Below are 15,427 nucleotides of genomic sequence, written 5' to 3'. Positions count from 1 at the left end.
CCGCCGCCCCACCGGGACCTGCCCGCCGCGCTGCTGCGCCTCGCCCGCGCCGTCGACGCCGAGACCGAACCCCTCTACCACCGCCAGGACACCGGCCACCCCGACGCCGACGCCGCCCTGCGCGCCATCGCCTTCCGCCTGCTCGAACTCGGCTTCACCATCGCTGAACAGGGCGGCCTCGACGTCCGCGCCGTCGAACACGCCGTCGCGCGGACCTACGGCCTGCCCGGGTATCCGGCGAGGACATCGACGACGGAGGGGACCCGCGGGAAACCGGAGCCGACATGCCGTGACCGGCGTGAGGACGAATCAGCACCCTGATGCCCTCGCCCGGACGCCGCGCGGATCAGGGCCGCACCATCACCTTCAGGGCCTCGCGGGAGTCCATCAGCCGGTAGGCCTCCGGGGTGTCGTCCACCGGGAGTTCGCGGTCGAACACGCGCCCCGGTTCCAGGGTCCGGTCCAGCACGAGCGGGATGTGCTCCTCCAGGTACGCGCGCACGGGGGCGGGACCGCCGGTGAGGGTGGCGTTCTTGCCGAACAGCGACCCGAAGCCGACCCCGGCCATCTCGTACTGCGGCACCCCGACCCGGGAGATCACGCCGCCGGGGCGCAGCACGCCGTGGGACTGCTCGTAGGCGGGCATGTGCCCCACGGCCTCCAGCACCACCTGCGACCCGAGGCCGTCGGTGAGGTCCTTGACCGCGGCCACGCCCTCGTCGCCGCGTTCGGCGACCACGTCGGTGGCGCCCCACTCGCGGCCGAGGTCGGTGCGCGCCCGGTGCCGGCCCATGAGGATGATCCGCTCCGCGCCGAGGCGCTTCGCGGCCAGCACCGAGGACAGCCCCACGGCGCCGTCGCCGATCACGGTGACGGTGTGCCCGGGACGCACCCGCGCCATCACCGCCGCGTGGTAGCCGGTCAGGTACACGTCGCTCAACGTCAGCAGGGACGCCAGTACGTCGTCGTCCACGCCGTCGCGGCCGCCGGGGACGGTGACCAGGGTGCCCGAGGCCTGCGGCACGCGCAGGTACTCGGCCTGGGCACCGGAGACGAACCCGCCGTGCGGGCAGGCGGTGTGGAAGCCGTCCCGGCAGATCGGGCAGGTGTTGTCCGAGAAGGCGAACGGGACGACCACCAGGTCGCCCTTGCCGACGCCGCTGACCTCGGAGCCGGTCTCCTCCACGACGCCGACCGCCTCGTGCCCCATCGGGATGCCCTGCTCCCGGGCCTCCAGGGAGTGGTACGGGTGCAGGTCCGACCCGCACACGCAGGCCCGCACGACCCGCACCACCGCGTCCGTGGGCTGCTCGACGACCGGGTCGGGCACCGTCTCGACACGCACGTCGCCGGCACCGTGGATCAGGGTTGCTCGCATACTGCTGTGGACTGCCTTTCACGTCGGATCCGTGTGACGCGGCCCGAGCCGCGCCCGGGTTCCAGACTGCCTGCCGTGTCCGTACGGCGACGGGCCCGGGTGTCCCGGACCGGCGTACCCGCACGCCGCCGGTCTCCCACGCCGACCGGTGGGTTTCCGCTGGTGTGGGCGACCGGTTCCGCCCGCGCGTCCGAGGCGTCCCCCCTGCGCCCGCGCGGCACCGGGTGATCATCCCTCCGCCCCGTTGTCGGTCCGGTAACGAATCGCACATCCCGTTCCCCGCCGCGAAACACCCGGACCGGACGACGGGACTACCCGGTGACCGACAAGGAGGACACACATGGCATCGACAAGACTCACCGCCGCGGCCGTGTTGACGGTGGCGATGGCGCTGTCCGCGTGCGCGAAGGACACCGACGCCGGCGACCCGCCCGCCCCTCCGCCCTCCGCCGCGTCGCAGACCCCGCAGGATCCGGCCGGGGCGGACGTCCCACCGCTCAACGAACGGGGTCACCTGGTCAAGGAACTCGGTGAGGAGGCCGGGATCGGCCGTGGCGAAAAGGCGGCGACGTTCGTCCTGGACAGGGTCGAGGTGAGTCCGGGGTGCGCGGAGCCGTACGTGGACGGACCGGACAGCGGGACGGTGCTGCGGCTGCACCTGCGCGTCGCCACCGGCAGCGGTCCGGAGATCGCCCGGGCACTGCACGGCCTGCTCAACCCCTTCAACTTCGCGGAGCTCGGGTCGGACGGCGTGACCCATCCGGCCGAGCCGGGTATCTGCTACTCCGAGACGGAGCGGCCCCGGTCGTTCGGCACGAACCAGCAGTACCGGATGACCCTGGACGTCGTCGTGCCGGAGGCCTCCGGCACGGTGATCCTGGCGACATCAAGGCTGGAGTACAGCAACGGTTGGGAATGGACCTACTGACCCGCCGGGCACGGTGACCGTCCGAGGGCGCCGGTCGCCCCGGATGGCCGCCCCGGGTCGTCGGTATCACGCGGGGCGCGTCACTCCTCCCCGTGTCCGCGGTGTCTGCGGGCGACGGTACGCAGGCTGTCGGCGAGTGAGTCCAGCTGGTCGGCGTCGAGCAGGTCGATCAGGGACGAGCGCACCAGCGCCACGTGGTCCGGGGCGGTCTCGGCGAGCGTGCGCCGGCCCTGTTCGGTGAGCACGGCGTTGATCCCGCGGTCGTCCTCCGGACAGCGGCGGCGACGCACCAGCCCGGCCTTCTCCAACCGGGCGATCTGGTAGGTCAGCCCGCTCTTCGAGGTCACGATCTCCTCGGCCAGCTGGGACATCCGCATCTCCCCGTCCGGCGCGTCGGCGAGGCGGACCAGGATCTCGTACTGCGGATGGGACAGGTCCGCCTGTTCCCGCAGCCGCTGTTCCACACGGCGGGTGACCAGGTGGCTCGCCTCCAGGAACGCCATCCAGGCGGCCATCTCCCGTTCGTCCAGCCAGCGCGGTTCACCCATGCCGTCATCCTACGCAGTCGTTCGAACTCGAACTACACGATGCTACAGTGGGAGGTACTTCGAATTTGAATTAATGGAGGTGGTCGTGATGAGCTCCGCCACGACGGACCGGATGCCCGCCCTGTACCTGAGCCACGGAGCCCCGCCGCTGGCGGACGACCCCGTCTGGACCCGCGAGCTCGCGCAGTGGTCGCGGGAGCTGCCCACCCCGCGCGCCATCCTGATCGTCTCCGCGCACTGGGAGGAGGCGCCGCTGACGATCGGCGCCACGACCACGAGGCCGCTGGTGTACGACTTCTGGGGCTTTCCGGAGCGGTACTACACGGTGCGCTACCCGGCGCCGGGGGCTCCGCAGCTCGCCGAACGGGTCCGCGCCCTGCTCGGCGGGTCCGGGCTCGCGATCGACGAGCAGCCCGACCGCGGGCTCGATCACGGCGCCTACGTGCCGCTGGTGGAGATGTATCCGGAGGCCGACGTGCCCGTCCTACAGGTCTCCATGCCGAGCCTCGATCCGCAGGAGCTGATGCGTGTCGGGCGGGCGCTCGCACCGCTGCGTGACGAGGGCGTGCTGCTGGTCGGCAGCGGCTTCTTCACACACAACCTGCGCGCGCTGAACAGCCCGGACACCCCGTCCTGGTCGGTCGAGTTCGACGACTGGGGCAGGCGTGCGCTGGACGACGGCGACCTCGACAGCCTCCTGGACTTCGTGAACAAGGCACCGGCGGGCCGGCTGGCGCACCCGCGCACCGAACACTTCGCCCCGTTGTTCGTCACGCTCGGCACCGCGGCCGACGAGCTCGACCGGCAGCGGTCCACCATCGACGGGTTCTGGCACGGTCTGGCCAAGCGTTCGGTGCAGTTCGGCTGAGCCGAGGTCCGGCCGACTCCCCCGTCCTCAATCCGGCGCTTCCCGGCGTGGGTGTGGTACTCGCCGCGGTCCTGCTCGGGGCGATGCACTTCGTCCATCGCGGACCGGACCTTTTCACCACCGACGAGTGCCACAGCCACCAGCTGTCCCTCGTCGACCGCGACGAGGGACAGCCCGGACGGGGCCGGGAAGAAGGTACCGTGGTCAGCGGCACCGTGCGAATCGGGAGGGCCGGATGGACAGGACCGCGGTCATCCGCAGCAAGAACATAGCACTCTCGGTGAACCCCGCCCTCCTTTCTTTCAACGCTCATTTCTTCGGGTTCAGCCTCGCACTCGGAGAGTGGTACCACGCGGGTTTGTCCGGCCTGCTGCTGGTGGGGCCGATCCTCGGGATCATCGACGCCGTGCGTACACACCCTGCCCAAGGTCTCGGCCCGGGTCACCTCCGCGTCAGGTCGGAACGTTCGGCGGGCAAATCCTGATCCTCGCCCGGCGCTTTCCTCTCGTGGCATGGTCCCCGCCGCGGTCCTGGCCGAGCGGTATCCGTAGGTGGAAGACATGCCCCGCTCCGGGAGTCCCCCTACCGTCCGTCGAGGACCGGTCGCTCCTCCCCGAGTACCCGGTGTCCGCGGGCGACGGTACGCATCGACTCTTCGTCACGCTCGGCATCGCGGGCGGCGACGACCACCCACTGTCCATCGTCGACGAATTCTGGCACGGTCTGTTCAAGCGGTCGGTACGGTTCGGCTGACCGCCCCGTTCGCGGACGCACACCTCGCAAGAAGATGGCAGCATGCTGCTCCCCGAACTCCGACCGGGTCGCCGCATGATGTCCACGCGACGTCCGGCCGGTGGTGAGGTTCATCGCGGCCCACGACCCTGTGGCCGTGGGCCGCGATGAGCACACGTCAGAAGGTGGCGACGTTCAGCAGCTTCTCCTGGACGCCGTCCGGGTCCTCACTCGGCCAGATCCAGTCCGTGGTCCCCGCGTTTTGCAGAGCGGACTTGACCTGATCCGGCGAGGCGCCGGGATTGTTCGCGGCGTAGAGGGCGGCGCCGCCCGCGACGTGCGGGCTCGCCATCGACGTTCCGGAGATGGTGTCGTACCCGCCCTTCATCCACGTCGACTCGATGCACACACCCGGAGCAATCAGATCCACGTCCTGGCCGTAGTTCGAGAAGTCGGCGAAGGTGTCGTCCCCGTCCTCGCGGCAGGTGGGCGCCGCCTCACCGCCCGGCTGACCGTCGAAGTCGGCCAGCGCGCTGACCGTGATCACCTCGTCGTAGGCGGCGGGCACCGAGCCGGACGCGTCCGCGTAGTCGTTGCCCGCGGCGACCGCGTAGGTCACCCCGGCCGCGACGGAGTTGCAGATGGCCTGGTGCATGGCGTCACCGTCGGTGTTTCCGCAGTTCCCGTCGTCGGTCCCGGCGCCGCCGAGGCTCATGTTCGCGACCTCGATCTCGTCGGCGTGCTGGGTGACGTAGTCGATCCCGCAGATGATGTCCGACCACCGGCCGGAGCCGCGGTTGTCGAGCACGCGCACCGGCCACACCCGCGCACCGGGAGCCACTCCGACCACACCGCTGTCGTTGTCCAGCGCCCCGACCGTGCCCGCCACGTGGGTGCCGTGTCCGTTGCCGTCGTCGGCCTTGCGGCCGGTGGAGCAGTTCTTGGCCCCGGCCTCGTACACGTTCAGATCCGGGTGGTCGAGGTCCACGCCGGTGTCGATCACGGCGACGTCGACGTCGACGCGGTCGTCGGTGCCGTCGATGTTCGCGGTCGGGCTCTGCTCGGCGTCGACCCGGTCGACGCCGGTCGGAGTGCTCTGGGCGAACGTCGACACCGTGCGGTCCGCGGACACGCCGACCACCCGGTCGTCCGAGCGGACGCGCACCACCTCGTCGGCGGTCATCCGCGCCGCGTACCCGCGCAGCGCGGTGCCGTAGATGTGGCCGACCTCGGCACCGTGCCGGTTCCGGTGTTCCCGGGCCACCGAATGCGGGTCCGCGTCCTCGACCAGGGTCACGATGTAGGGCTGAGCACCCGGTTCGCCCTCACCGGACGGGGGTGCCGCCGCGAGAGCCGTCGTCGCCGGGGTGGCCAGCAAGGCCGCCCCCAGCACGATTCCTGCGGTTCTGCGCATGAACTTCCCTTCTCGATCGTTGCCGCCGTGCCGATCCCGGTCCGGACATCGAGACGACGGTCTGCCACCCGCACCCGGCATCGGTGGAACCGGGCGCGGTCTTCCCGTGGGGCGCCCGGCTTCGGCGGCCGAAGTGCCCCACGGTGTCTTCGGGGACGGCGTCAGGCGACGAACGCGCGCACCTGCGCGGAGACCGTGTCGTCGGTCGTGAAGGCGGAATGGCTCAGGCACGCGGTCTGCGTGTTGTCCGCCCCGCTCAGGATCGTGCTCTCCTGCGGACGGATGACCGAGTCGCACGACGACCACCATGTGCCGTAGTTCGTCGCGCCCGGTGTCTCGTCACCGTCGTTCAGCGTGGTCAGGAAGTCCGAGCCCTGCCGCATCTCGTAGCAGGAGTACTCCCACCAGCAGGCGTTCGCGGTGTCGGTGCCGTGGTTGGGCCCCGCCAGCGACACCCAGTCGTCCACGGTCTCCGTCCCGCCGAGAAACGTCACGTACCAGCGGGTGTTCAACCCGCCCATCGAGTGCGTGATGACGTCCACCGCACTCGCGCCGGTCGAGGCGAGCAGGTCGTCGACGACGGCACTGAACTCCTCCGCGGTGGTCCTGTTCGACTGGGAGGTGTTGTAGTCCCAGGCCACCAGCTCGCTGTCGGTGTAGCCGTCCGCCTTGAAGTCGGCGACCATCTCGTCCCACACGGAACTGCTGCTGTTCCAGCCGTGCACGAACAACACCGGGTTGTGCCCGGACGCCGCCACCGATGCGGTCGGGATGGCCAGCGCGGCCAGAAGGGCAATCAGTACTGTGGAGAGCCGTCGTGAACGACGCATGCCGGTTCCTCTCGTCGTCTCCCCCCTGTCGGGAGGAGTCATCGGGTGGTGACCGGGTTCAACGACGGCGCGGACCCGCCGATGTGTCGTGGACCACACCTTCACCTGGTGGTCTCAGCCGCGATGACGGCCGGTGCGGGGCGTGCGACGATCCGCGTGAATCGGCCGGGCGACCGGTCACACCGCACGCCACCTTCGGCACACACCGCGAGTGGTCGGGTCCTGTGCTACCGAGAGCAGCGTGTGCTCCGCCGATACGGGGATGTGCGGCCGAAACGCGATCCTCGCTCACCTCGGCGTCGTTGGGGGTGCATGACGACGCACCGGCGCGGAGGAGGCTTCCCGATGCGCAGACCGCTCGGGCTCGTGGCGGCGACCGCCCTGGCCTTCGGCTCCTTGATGGCGTTCCCGGCCCCGGCAGACGGGAGCGCGCCCGACCCGGAAACCGTCTGCATCCCGGGTGTCCCGGAGACCGATGTCCTGGAACCGGGGCCGGTGGACATCTGTCTGAGCGTCCACCGGCCGGCGCAGGCCTCCCCGCAGAAGCGGGTTCCCGTGCTGCTGCACAGCCACGGCTGGGGCGGGACCCGCACCTCCGACCCCGCCGCCTTCCGGCGCTACCTCGACGCGGGTTTCGGTGTGGTCAGCATCGACCAGCGTGGCTTCGGGGACAGCGGCGGCAAGGCGCACGTGGAGGACCCGGCGTTCGAGGGGCGGGACGTCATCGCCGTCATCGACCACGTCGCCGGGCTGGACTGGGTGAAGCGCGACGGCCCCGACGACCCGGTGCTCGGCGCGATCGGCGGCTCGTACGGCGGTGGATACCAGTTCGCGGGTGCGTTCACCGAGATCATGGAGACCGGTCGCACCCGGTTCGACGCGCTCGCACCGCAGATCACCTGGCATTCGCTGAACGACAGCCTCGCCCCGAACGGTGTGGTGCGCACCGCGTGGGCCGGTCTGCTCTACGCCGCGGGCATGGACGCGCACACGTCCGCCGTCCACTCCGGCTTCCCCGAGGGCATGGTGACCGGGCGCTGGCCCTCCGGCATGGACGACTTCTTCCGGGACAACGGCCCGGCCTTCCACGTCGACGAAGGCCGGAAGCTGGACATCCCGGTCCTGCTCCGGCAGGGCATCAGCGACAACCTGTTCCCCCTGGACGAGGCGATCGCGAACTTCGACCGTGCGTTGACCGACCGGGCCCGCCGCGACAGCATGCTCGTCGGCTACAACGGCGGACACGCGCTGCCGAACGTCCTCCCCGCCGGGATCGCCGAGCCCGGTGACGCGTGCTCGGCACGGCTCAGCGGTGCCGATTACGACGAACTGGAGCTGCGTTTCCTCACCGAGAACCTGCAGGGCGGCCCCCGCACGCTCTCCGGGCACGGGCAGTACCACCTGATGACCGCCCGCGGGGAGTGCCGCACCGTGGACTCGGTCGCCCCGACGACGACCTACACGCTGCCCGACATCACCACCACCACGGCGGCGGGCGTGCCACAGAGCATCGAGATCGCCGAGGGGCCACTGACCCTCGCCGGGAACTCCCGGCTGGACGCGCTGGTCACCGCACTCGGCGTGGACAGCCGGGCGTTCTTCGCACTCAGCGTCGGCACGTCCCCCGCCGACGCGCGGGTGGTGCAGAACAACGTGCTGCCCCACCGCGAGGAATACGCCACCGTCGACCGCAGGCGCAGCATCGACCTGCCGTCGGTGGCCACCACCGTCCGGGAGGGCGAGTCACTGTTTCTCACCGTGAGTCCGCAGTCGGACATGTTCGCCCTGCACGGCAGCCGCACCCCCGGCGCCCTACGGCTCACGGACGTGACGGTGCGGCTGCCCGTCGTGCGGTGAACCGGGGTGTCACGGAGCCGGGGCGGGCTCGGGCACCGCACACCCGAGCCGTTCGGCCAGTTCGGTGAGCGCCGGTCCCAGCGGGAGGTCGACCCGCGCGCGGGCGTGCGGATCACCCCGGGTCTCGCCCCGGTTCACGATGAGCACCGGCGTGCCCGCCCGCGCCGCGCGCCGGACGAACCGCAGACCGGACATCACCGTCAGCGACGAGCCGAGCACCAGCACGGCCTCCGCCTCGTCGACCCGGCGGTAACAGTCGTCCACCACCGCGCGGGGCACGCTCTCACCGAAGAACACCACGGACGGCTTCACCACGTCCGACCCGCAGTCCGGGCAGTCCACGAGCCGGAACCGGCGCACCGCCTGCTCGGGCAGGTCGACGTCGCCGTCCGGGTTGATCCGGGTCGTCTCCGCGTGAAAAGCAGGATTGGCGGCGCGCAGCCGCCGGTCGAGCGCAGCGCGGGAGTCCGGCCGGCCGCAGTCCAGGCACACCACCCGGCCGAGGCTGCCGTGCAGCTCGACCACGTCGGCGGCGCCCGCCGCCTGGTGCAGGCCGTCGACGTTCTGCGTGATCACACCGGAGACGTATCCGGCGGCCTGCAACGCCGCGACCGCGTGGTGACCCGCGTTCGGCCGGGCCCGCGCCACGGCGGCCCACCCGAGGTGGCTGCGTGCCCAGTACCGGCGCCTGCCCTCGGCCGCGGCGACGAACTCCTGGTACGTCATCGGCGAGTGCCGCCGCAGGCTCCCGTCGGCGCCCCGGTAGTCGGGGATACCGGACTCGGTGGACAGCCCGGCCCCGCTGAGCACCACGACCCCGCCGCGGCGCACCGTCTCCACGACCTCACCCAGGTCCGTGGTCCGGGCGGCCGGTTCCCCGGTCCGCGTCCAGCTCAGCGTCGGCCTCATCCGCACCCGTCCAGGGTAGGCACAGCCCTCCGGTCCGCACACCGCCCGCCAAGCGGCTACTCCACCGACACCGGTTCGTAGGTCTGTCGGACGACACCGTTGCGGAACACCGTGGAGTCCTTGAGGCTCATCCGCACATGACCCAGACCGTGGAAGGGTCGGCGCGACTCGCTCCAGACGATCGGGTGGACCCAGAACCGGATCTCGTCCGCCAGACCCGACCTGACCAGTTCGAACGCGAACTCGCCGCAGCCGTAGGTGAGCAGATCGCCCTCCTGCTCCCCCTTGAGGCGGCGCACCTCCTCCGCGAGATCGCCCTCGAGGGCGGTCGCGTTCCACCGCAACGGCTCGCCCGATGCCGACCGGGAGGCCACGTACTTCGGGATTCCGTTCACCTTCTCGGCGAAGGTGCCGGACGTCGCCAGCCAGATCGGCGCCAGCGCCTCGTACGTCCTGCGGCCGAGCAGGAACGCGTCGGCGAGTCGGATCTCCTGCTCGCCCGCGTACTCGTGCTCCCCACCCTCGAACCACCCGATGTCCGGGCCGATGCTCGCATCCGCCGACATCTGGACCGTGATGACGACCTTGCCCACCGGACCACCTCCCGCTGTCGCTCGTGTGCGCGACCGTAGCCGTGCGGTCCGACAACCTCCGGTGGTTCCGCGTCGAGGACGGCGCCGTGACTCATCACCGGTGCCCCGGCGGCTCCTCCTCCGGCGGCGGCCGGTGTTCGGGTGGCAGCAGGGCCGGGAACCAGATGTCGCACAGCACCTCGGCCGCCTCATCGGCGGAGGTGTCGATGGTGCCCTGCACCGCCCACCGGGTGAAGAACCGTTCGAGTTGGCTGACCAGCAGTTCGATCCGCAGGCAGGCCTCGCCGTGGCGGTGCGCTCCCCAGCGCCGCAGATATCCGGGCATCGCGGCGGGCAGTTCGTCGACGGCGCGTTTGGCGACGGCGCGGAACTCCGGTTCCAGCGCGACCGCCTCGTCCCACGCGGGCAGGATCGCCTGGTTCGCCTCGAACCACGCCACCGCGCGCCGCATCCAACGGGCGAACTCGGTGCGCGACCCGGATTCGAGCACACCGTCGAGTTCGGCGTAGACGGCGACGGCGCGCTGTTCCATCGTCTCCGCGCCGATCCTGTGCAGGACGTCGGGCTTGCCGGTGAAGTGCAGGTAGAACGTCGCGCGGCTGCACCCGGCCGCGGCGACGATGTCGTCGACGGTGACCGCGGCGTAGCCGCGGGCGACGAACTCGGCCTTGGCGCTGTCCAGCAGGGTGCGGCGGGTCTGCTGCTTCTGCCGGTCCCGCAGGGTCCCCCGGCGGCCGTCCGCGCCGTCCGCGCGCTCGTTCACCCGTACCTCCCGCTCGGGTCCGGCCCACCGTCCGCACCCACGCTACCGCCCGGGCTCGATGACCCGGTGACCACTCACTGGACACCGTGTCACCGAACATGGCAGAGTGATCCAGGCCACTCGGACGAGTGAGGAGGCACGCGTATGACGTCCCTGCCCTCGGTCTGCATCATCGGCGCGGGGTGTTCCGGATTCACCACGGCCAAGCGGTTGACCGATCACGGCATCCCGTACGACTGCTTCGAGGCCTCCGACGACGTCGGCGGCAACTGGTACTTCGGCAACCCGAACGGCCGCTCCGCCTGCTACGAGTCGCTGCACATCGACACCTCGACCACCCGGCTGCAGTTCGAGGACTTCCCGGCGGGCGCGGACTGGCCGGACTTCCCGCACCACAGCCTCATCCACCGCTACTTCCGCGACTACGTCGACCACTTCGGGCTGCGGGAGACCATCACCTTCAACACCTCCGTCGAGCACGCCGCCCGCCGACCGGGCGGCGGCTGGGAGGTCACCCTGGACACCGGCGAGTCCCGCCACTACGACGCGCTCGTGGTCGCCAACGGCCACCACTGGAACCCGCGGTGGCCGGACCACCCCGGCACGTTCGACGGCACGCTGCTGCACAGCCACTCGTACCGCAGTCCGTTCTCCCCCGTCGACATGCGCGGCAAGCGGGTCGTCGTGGTCGGGATGGGCAACTCCGGCCTGGACATCGCCGCCGAGCTGTCCCACCGCTCGATCGCCGAGCACGTGTGGGTCTCGGCGCGCCGGGGCGTGTGGGTGCTGTCGAAGTACCGGGGCGGCAGACCGGCCGACAAGATGATGATGCCGCCGTGGATGCCGAAGAAGCTGGGGCTGTCCCTGGCCCGCCGGGCGATCCGGAAGAGCCTCGGGAACATGGAGGACTACGGGCTGCCGAAGCCGGACCACGAACCGCTGGCCGCGCACCCCTCGGTCAGCGCCGACTTCCTCGTCAAGGCCGGGTCCGGGGACCTGACGTGCGTGCCGGAGATCGAACGGCTCGACGGGGACGCGGTGGTGTGTGTGGACGGCACCCGCATCGAGGCCGACGTCGTCGTCTACGCCACCGGGTACCGGATGACGTTCCCGTTCTTCGACGACCCGGAACTGCTGCCGGACGACCGGCACCGGCTGCCGCTGTTCAAACGGATGATCCGACCCGGGATCGACGACCTGTACTACGCGGGCCTGGCGCAGGCCTCGCCGACCATCGTCAACCTGGCCGAACAGCAGAGCAAGCTCATCGCCGCACACCTCACCGGGGACTACGCGCTGCCGGACGTCGACGCGATGCACGCCGCGATCACCCGCGACGAGCGCGCCCATCTCGGCCAGTACTACGCCGCACCCCGGCACACCATCCAGGTCGACTTCGCCCGGTACAACCGGGACCTGCACCGGGAGATCGCCGCGGGCCGCAAACGCGCCGCGCGGAAGGCGGCCGCACGGTGACCGCGCCCGACGGCGTCGAGGGGACCTGCCACCCCCGGTTCGCCCCGGTCCGGGACCTGCTGCGACGCAGACTGCGGGACGGCGCGGAGGTGGGCGCGTCGGTGTGTGTGATCGAGGACGGCCACACCCGGGTCGACCTCTGGGGCGGGCTCGCCGACCGGGACTCCGGCACCCCGTGGCGGCGGGACTCCCTGGTCAACACCTGGTCGCTGACCAAGACGATGACGGCGCTGGTCGCGCTGGCCCTGATCGACCGCGGTGCGCTCGACCCGGAGGCGCCGGTGGCGCGGTACTGGCCCGAGTTCGCCGCCGCAGGCAAACAGGACGTGCTCGTGCGCCACGTCCTCGGCCACACCTCCGGGGTGTGCGGGTGGGAGGCCGACGTCACGCTCGACGACATCACCGACACCGGGCGGGCGGCCGCCCTGCTGGCAGCCCAGCAGCCGTGGTGGCGGCCGGGTGCGGGCTCGGGCTACCAGGCGGTGACCCACGGCCCCCTGGTCGGCGAGCTCGTGCGGCGGGTCACCGGGCGCAGTCTCGGCACCGTGCTGCGCGAGGAGTTCACCGGCCCGCTCGGGGCCGACTACTGGCTCGGCGCACCGGAGACCGTCGATGCCCGTGTGGCCACCCCGGTCCCCCCGGACCGCTCCGGTGCCGGGCACGCCGCACCCGATCCGACGAGCATCCCCGTGCGTACCCTGACCAACCCCCTCATCCCACCCACGGTGACCACGACCCGGGCGTTCCTGGGGGCCGAACTCGGCGCGCTGGGCGGCCAGGGCAACGCGCGCTCGGTCGCGCGGACCCAGTCGGTCGTCTCCCACGGCGGCACGGTCGACGGCCGGAGGTATCTGTCCCCGGCCACCCTCGAGGACGTGTTCACCGTCCAGTCCGACGGGACCGACCGGGTGCTCGGCGTGCCCGTCCGGTTCGGACTCGGCTACGCCCTGCCGACCCCGGGGATTCTCCCGGCCCTGCCCGCGGGGCGGATCTGCTGGTGGAGCGGGTTCGGCGGATCGATCGTGATCAACGACCTCGACCGGCGCATGACCTTCGCCTACGTGATGAACCGGATGGAACCCGACCTGATCGGCGCGGCCAACACCAACGCCTACGTCGAGGCGGTGTACGCATGCCCGGCGGCGTGACACACCGCGGAACCCGCGGATCGCCTGCCCGACGTCGCGTGCCGGTATAACGAACCGCCAGCGCGATCACGCCAGGGCACAACAACACTAGCCGGCTGACCGTTACACCCAGCCCGTTATTCACGACAGGCTCCTGACCCCGGTGGGTGGTGGTCGGTCATCACGCGGATGTCTGCTGCCGTCCACCTCCTGAATGTTCTGTAAGAGCTGCGGCGGCCGACGAGCCGTCGACGGACACGGCTACCAGCAAGGACTGACCCATGCGAACCCGTCGGATGTCGAGCCTCGCGTTGCTCTCCTCCGTAGCGATGCTCGTGGGTTGCGGAGGAGAAGCCACGGACAGCACAAGCACCGAAGACCGGACGATCACGTCGAGCTCGGCTCCGACCCTGGAGACCAGCGAACGGCATGCGGACTTCGGCGACCGGGTGGAAATCTCGAATGAGGCGGGCATCGAGCAGTTGACCTTCACCGTCACGGCCCTGGAGACGCAGGACTCGTGCGCAGGACAGGACAGGGAGACGTACCCGATGCGGCCGGCCACTTCCTCGTCGCGGATATGTCGATCACGACGACGCACCACCTGGAACAGCGATTGGGCGACAACTGGCGCCCGGACGACGATGTGTCGGTGGTCGGATCCGACGGTGTCGCCGACACCAACGCAGGGAGCAGCTGGCAGTCGCACGAGTGCTACCCGGACAGCCAGTTGCCGTTCGACGGGCTACGGCCGGGCATGACGTACGAGACGAAGATGGTGATCGAGACCGACGAGAGCTCCGGGACTTTGATCATCCGTCCACCCGGGCAACGGTCAGGTTTCGCCTGGCGTTTCTGAGCCGGCCACGTGCGCTACGGAGGTGGCCGTCTCCGCTCCGCTCAGTGGTCGAGCGGCGCCGGTGCTGTTCCCGAGGACGAGCGCGCCCGCACGGAGCACCTCGGCGACGGCGCGGTAGGCGGCGCGTCCTCCAGGCTCCGAGGTGGCGGCGCGTCGGCGGGCGCCCGGGCCGTTTCGCCTCCGGCGGGCCGGGGTAACCCGAAAGTGGCCGTTCGTGGACGCCCTTCTTGGGAGGATCGCTTGTCGGAGCCCGTTCATTACAGCTCCGGCCTGCGATTCTTCCCACTGGCGCGACCAGGGGCGCGAATGGCATATTGGAAGTGCGACTGGGCCACGTCCCCCATCGCCGAGGGAAGTACCGGCAATCCGCATCGTGCGAGCGCGGCAGCGCGGGTGTCGGAGTGTGCGCGGGTTCCTCGAACAGACGGGACGGCGGACGCGGTACGAAGGGAGGTGTCGTTCATGCGCAAGCTGTACGCCGCGATTCGTCGCTACTTCACCGAGCTGAACAAGGCTCACGATGTCGCCCGCGGCCTGGCCTCCTACCGAGGCGAGGTCATCGGTCGGTAAACCCGTCTACACCACTCTCTGATCATGGTCCGACGACCCCGCGCCGCAGTCGTCGTCGAACCAGCCTCGTCTCTCGTCGCCGGCCGGCATGTCGCCATTCGACCTGTCGGCCGGCACACCATTCTCACGGACTTCTCCCTCGAATAGCGGGACCGGCCACGTCCCGCTCCGGGAAAGTCCGTCCGAGCCCCTGTCGTCCTTTTCCCGTCGTGCTTTCCCGTTCGCCCGGGAACCGACCTCCGACCGCATCCGGACGCTCCACCCGCGGACCGCTGTTACCGCCATCGCACGCCGCGGTATCTGCCTGTCGCCGCGGGCGGGCGGCATGAGATCGTCCACGATCATGCGTCCTGCCGCCAGGAATCTCGTCCTCGTCGGGTTGGCGTTGGTCACGCTCGCGCTCGGCGTGGGCGCCGTCCTCGCCCCGGTCCAGGCGGACCGCCCGGTGGTGCACTGGCCGGAGACCGGCCGGGCACCGCAGAACACGGTGCTGCCGCTGGCCACCGGCCGCCCACTCGATCTGGATGCCTCCGTACCGTGCGCGACGGTGCGCGCCGCGGCCGCGTCCGACGGCG

15 protein-coding genes and 2 pseudogenes are annotated in these 15,427 nt (G+C 70.8%); 10 read left to right on the top strand and 7 right to left on the bottom strand.

Annotated elements, in window-relative coordinates; translation table 11 throughout:
- A pseudogene (locus ACTIR_RS22135) lies at positions 1 to 321 on the top strand (hypothetical protein); the annotation flags it as partial.
- A 25-nt stretch (positions 322 to 346) separates the two neighbouring features.
- Here ACTIR_RS22135 and ACTIR_RS0107065 read toward each other — a convergent pair.
- Positions 347 to 1,378 carry an alcohol dehydrogenase catalytic domain-containing protein gene (locus ACTIR_RS0107065; RefSeq protein ID WP_026453735.1) on the bottom strand — a complete coding sequence of 344 codons (1,032 nt, stop codon included), beginning with the start codon at positions 1,376 to 1,378 and terminating at the stop codon, positions 347 to 349.
- Between the two features lie 340 nt (positions 1,379 to 1,718).
- Between ACTIR_RS0107065 and ACTIR_RS0107060 the strand changes: the two genes are divergently transcribed.
- Positions 1,719 to 2,306, top strand: coding sequence for a hypothetical protein (locus ACTIR_RS0107060; RefSeq protein WP_026453734.1), 588 nt, complete (start codon positions 1,719 to 1,721; stop codon positions 2,304 to 2,306).
- Between the two features lie 80 nt (positions 2,307 to 2,386).
- On the opposite strand, the gene ACTIR_RS0107055 is transcribed toward ACTIR_RS0107060, so the two are convergent.
- On the bottom strand, positions 2,387 to 2,854 hold the full coding sequence (locus ACTIR_RS0107055) for a MarR family winged helix-turn-helix transcriptional regulator (protein ID WP_026453733.1): 468 nt from the start codon (positions 2,852 to 2,854) through the stop codon (positions 2,387 to 2,389).
- Positions 2,855 to 2,942: 88 nt separating this feature from the next.
- Here ACTIR_RS0107055 and ACTIR_RS0107050 point away from each other — a divergent pair, with 88 nt between their 5' ends.
- From ACTIR_RS0107050 to ACTIR_RS27675, 3 genes are all read left to right on the top strand, one after another.
- Entirely contained in the window at positions 2,943 to 3,722 is a 780-nt protein-coding gene (locus ACTIR_RS0107050; RefSeq protein WP_026453732.1) for a dioxygenase family protein, read from the top strand.
- 235 nt (positions 3,723 to 3,957) lie between these two features.
- The gene (locus tag ACTIR_RS0107045) at positions 3,958 to 4,206 is read left to right on the top strand and encodes a hypothetical protein (protein ID WP_026453731.1); all 249 of its coding nucleotides are present in this window, start codon (positions 3,958 to 3,960) and stop codon (positions 4,204 to 4,206) included.
- A gap of 140 nt (positions 4,207 to 4,346) precedes the next feature.
- Positions 4,347 to 4,475 (top strand): hypothetical protein, encoded by a 129-nt coding sequence (locus ACTIR_RS27675; protein ID WP_267879483.1) that lies wholly within the window; start codon positions 4,347 to 4,349, stop codon positions 4,473 to 4,475.
- A gap of 157 nt (positions 4,476 to 4,632) precedes the next feature.
- Here the strand turns inward: ACTIR_RS27675 and ACTIR_RS0107035 are convergent, their stop codons facing one another.
- Together ACTIR_RS0107035 and ACTIR_RS0107030 are read right to left on the bottom strand one after the other, a co-directional pair.
- Positions 4,633 to 5,868 carry a S8 family serine peptidase gene (locus ACTIR_RS0107035; RefSeq protein ID WP_026453730.1) on the bottom strand — a complete coding sequence of 412 codons (1,236 nt, stop codon included), beginning with the start codon at positions 5,866 to 5,868 and terminating at the stop codon, positions 4,633 to 4,635.
- A gap of 161 nt (positions 5,869 to 6,029) precedes the next feature.
- The gene (locus tag ACTIR_RS0107030) at positions 6,030 to 6,698 is read right to left on the bottom strand and encodes an esterase/lipase family protein (RefSeq protein ID WP_026453729.1); all 669 of its coding nucleotides are present in this window, start codon (positions 6,696 to 6,698) and stop codon (positions 6,030 to 6,032) included.
- A 345-nt stretch (positions 6,699 to 7,043) separates the two neighbouring features.
- Here ACTIR_RS0107030 and ACTIR_RS0107025 point away from each other — a divergent pair, with 345 nt between their 5' ends.
- On the top strand, positions 7,044 to 8,555 hold the full coding sequence (locus ACTIR_RS0107025) for an alpha/beta fold hydrolase (protein ID WP_026453728.1): 1,512 nt from the start codon (positions 7,044 to 7,046) through the stop codon (positions 8,553 to 8,555).
- A 9-nt stretch (positions 8,556 to 8,564) separates the two neighbouring features.
- Here the strand turns inward: ACTIR_RS0107025 and ACTIR_RS0107020 are convergent, their stop codons facing one another.
- The 3 genes from ACTIR_RS0107020 to ACTIR_RS22130 form a co-directional block, all read right to left on the bottom strand.
- Positions 8,565 to 9,464 (bottom strand): NAD-dependent protein deacetylase, encoded by a 900-nt coding sequence (locus ACTIR_RS0107020; RefSeq protein WP_034238783.1) that lies wholly within the window; start codon positions 9,462 to 9,464, stop codon positions 8,565 to 8,567.
- Positions 9,465 to 9,520: 56 nt separating this feature from the next.
- On the bottom strand, positions 9,521 to 10,057 hold the full coding sequence (locus tag ACTIR_RS0107015; protein WP_026453726.1) for a dihydrofolate reductase family protein: 537 nt from the start codon (positions 10,055 to 10,057) through the stop codon (positions 9,521 to 9,523).
- 94 nt (positions 10,058 to 10,151) lie between these two features.
- A complete protein-coding gene (locus tag ACTIR_RS22130; protein WP_034238782.1) occupies positions 10,152 to 10,820 on the bottom strand; it encodes a TetR/AcrR family transcriptional regulator in 669 nt (222 codons plus the stop codon).
- A 144-nt stretch (positions 10,821 to 10,964) separates the two neighbouring features.
- Here ACTIR_RS22130 and ACTIR_RS0107005 point away from each other — a divergent pair, with 144 nt between their 5' ends.
- The 4 genes and pseudogenes from ACTIR_RS0107005 to ACTIR_RS22125 all read left to right on the top strand — a co-directional run.
- The gene (locus ACTIR_RS0107005; protein ID WP_026453725.1) at positions 10,965 to 12,296 is read left to right on the top strand and encodes a flavin-containing monooxygenase; all 1,332 of its coding nucleotides are present in this window, start codon (positions 10,965 to 10,967) and stop codon (positions 12,294 to 12,296) included.
- Positions 12,293 to 13,444, top strand: coding sequence for an EstA family serine hydrolase (locus ACTIR_RS0107000; protein WP_026453724.1), 1,152 nt, complete (start codon positions 12,293 to 12,295; stop codon positions 13,442 to 13,444). The genes ACTIR_RS0107005 and ACTIR_RS0107000 overlap by 4 nt, the downstream gene beginning before the upstream one ends.
- A gap of 559 nt (positions 13,445 to 14,003) precedes the next feature.
- Positions 14,004 to 14,282 (top strand): hypothetical protein, encoded by a 279-nt coding sequence (locus ACTIR_RS0106995; protein ID WP_026453723.1) that lies wholly within the window; start codon positions 14,004 to 14,006, stop codon positions 14,280 to 14,282.
- Between the two features lie 913 nt (positions 14,283 to 15,195).
- A pseudogene (locus tag ACTIR_RS22125) lies at positions 15,196 to 15,427 on the top strand (hypothetical protein); the annotation flags it as partial.

Source organism: Saccharomonospora iraqiensis subsp. iraqiensis, assembly GCF_000430445.1.
GTDB lineage: Bacteria > Actinomycetota > Actinomycetes > Mycobacteriales > Pseudonocardiaceae > Saccharomonospora > Saccharomonospora iraqiensis.
This window is presented reverse-complemented; position numbering and strand designations above follow the sequence as displayed.